The organism is Chryseobacterium sp., assembly GCF_022712095.1.
GTDB lineage: Bacteria > Bacteroidota > Bacteroidia > Flavobacteriales > Weeksellaceae > Chryseobacterium.
Map to the genome: position 1 here is coordinate 1 of NZ_JALAHD010000299.1, position 2,658 is coordinate 2,658.

2 protein-coding genes are annotated in these 2,658 nt (G+C 35.6%); both read right to left on the reverse strand.

What is annotated here, in order from left to right; translation table 11 throughout:
- Positions 1-93: 93 nt before the first annotated feature.
- Positions 94-1,080, reverse strand: a complete 987-nt coding sequence (locus Q0A18_RS15070) for a glycosyl hydrolase (protein ID WP_292010983.1) — start codon at positions 1,078-1,080, stop codon at positions 94-96.
- A 69-nt stretch (positions 1,081-1,149) separates the two neighbouring features.
- The coding region (locus tag Q0A18_RS15075) for an amino acid permease (protein WP_292010984.1) at positions 1,150-2,658 on the reverse strand (1,509 nt) is incomplete at its 5' end.

A 2,658-nucleotide genomic window follows, 5' to 3' on the forward strand; every position in this document is an offset into this window, starting at 1 on the left:
ATTTATAATAAATCTAAATACGTTTAATGTAAAGTTAGCAGGAACAAATTATAAAATCATGTAATTAGAAATGATATGGTCTATACCGAATATTTAGAATTTTAATTCCATCAGAGCTATTTTGTTTTTTCCTGCCAGGACTACTGTTGTTTCATTGATCCATTCACAAACATAAAAATCTTTTTCATCGGAAATCTTCTTCCATGTTTTTCCAAAATCAGATGAATAGCTTATATGTTGATCACCCACAGCCATTATTTCTTTACCTTTTGATCCGGGTTTGATTTTCACACAGGTCATATAACCTGCATTTTTTCCTGACGCCTGAATCTCCCAGCTTTCCCCTCCATTATAAGTTGTAGCAATATTATTGATGTTATCGGATTGTTTGGTATAATCACCTCCCACTGCAATACCAAAATAATCTTTATAAAAATCTACAGAATATATCCCCTGTGAAGACTCTCCCTGGACAAAGGGAGTATTAAAGACTTGTATAGTATTATCCTTTAGATTTAACCTTACAATTCTTGAAGCCTTTCCTCCTGTAGCAACCCATACATACTTACCAGATGAAGCTATATTCGTATTGCTGGCTGCAAATGCTGCCTCTCCTTCATTGAGTTTTATGTGATTATTCAATAAGCTCCATTTTCCTTTGGAATAGACTGTTAATTTCAGTTGATGTCCTAAATCGGCATCGCTGAAAGCATAAGCTTTATTATTATTTACAAAATGTAAGGCATCATAAAATGCTGTTTTTACTGTATCTGTATGTATAACCTCAAACCTCAGATCTTTTTTATGGATCTTAAAAAAGTAAGCCGGGCTTTCAATATTAATGGTATAAAAAGAAGTTTTATCCTGTGCCAAAGTCCTGAACTGAAGCTTCTCTTCTGACAGCCTGATTTGTTTTTGATTATCAGGATTTTTTAAATCGATAAATCCGAATTTTGAATCCGTTCCACTATACCAGACCTTATCATCATATATTTCAAGGGACCTGATACTTATCTTATCATTAAGAATTATCTTACTACTTCTCACCTGCTGTGCAAAAAAATTTATTGCTATCGACAAAAGTAAAATTGAGAAGATTGCTTTCATATGAGTATATAAAAAAACCGCCGAAGCGGTTAATATTATTTATTAATTGATGTCTTTATATTTTTCCGGGTTATTAAGTTTACTGTGTGATCTTCCGTAAAAGAAGTATATGAAAACACCTAAGACCAGCCAGCCAGCAGAAAGTTCCAATGCGTGGGCACTTAAGTTAATAATCAGATAAAGATTAATAACAACTCCCAATCCTACAATCACTTTATATGCAGGAACTTTAAAAGGTCTGATAAGGTTAGGTTCTTTCTTTCTCATAATCCACACTGCAATACAAACTAATGTAAATGCAAACAAGGTTCCAAAACTTGTCATATCAGCAAGAGTCGAAATCGGTGTAAATGCTGCCACACATGCTACTACTGTTCCTAACAAAATGATTCCTTTATATGGAGTTTTCGTTTTAGGATGAAGCTCACCAAAAAATCTCGGGATCAATCCATCTTTTGACATTCCTATAAAAATTCTTGACTGTCCCATCAACATTACCATAACTACAGAAATCAAACCTACAGTCGCTGCAATCGTTACAATATTACCAGCCCAATGTTTCCCTGCAATCTCAAATGCGTATGCTACCGGCGCTTTGATCGCATCGGGATATTTCCCTTCTGGATTAAAGTCTGTATAATGCATCATTCCTGTCAGCACAAGAGATACACAGATGTATAACACCGTACAGATCAATAATGAAGCTATAATTGCAAATGGAACATCTTTTTTAGGATTAATGGCTTCTCCTGCCTGTGTTGAAACAGCATCAAAGCCAATATAAGCAAAGAAAATAGCGGCTGCTCCGGAAATAATACCCTGTATACCATATGCAGAAACCATATCCCCTTCCGAGTTTTTAATTTTTATTTCATCCGGAATAAAAGGTTTCCAGTTTTTCACTCCATCCACTGCATTATAGAGATCACTATTAGAGAATATGATATAAACTCCTGCTATAATTACAAAGATAACAGCGGAAGTTTTTAATAAAACTATTAAATTATTAGCTCCTACCGCTTCTTTAGTTCCTTTAACCAACAATGCTGTAAGCAGCATAACAAGAACAAAAGCTGGTAAGTTCATAGAAAAACCTTCTCCTGTATAACTTGCTGGGTCTGATGTTAAATATGCAGGGAGATGAACTCCGAAAATTTTCAAAAATTTGGTGAAATATCCTGACCAACTAACGGAAACAGCCATACTGGCCATAGCATATTCTAATACAAGACACCATCCCATTGCCCATGCAAAAATTTCACCCACTGTACCGTAAGCATAAGCATAAGCAGAGCCTTCAACAGGAATAATGGAAGCAAATTCAGCATAACATAATGCTGCAAAGACACAGGCTATACCTGCTATAATAAAAGAGATTGCCAGTGCCGGGCCTGCATGATAATAAGCTCCGGTTCCGGTAAGTACAAAGATTCCACCACCAATGATAGCACCCACTCCAATTGCTGTTAAACTCCATTTTCCAAGGACTTTTTTCAGCTCACTTTTCTTCATCTCCGCCTCATAGGCACTTAGTGGCTTCTTAACCCAAAT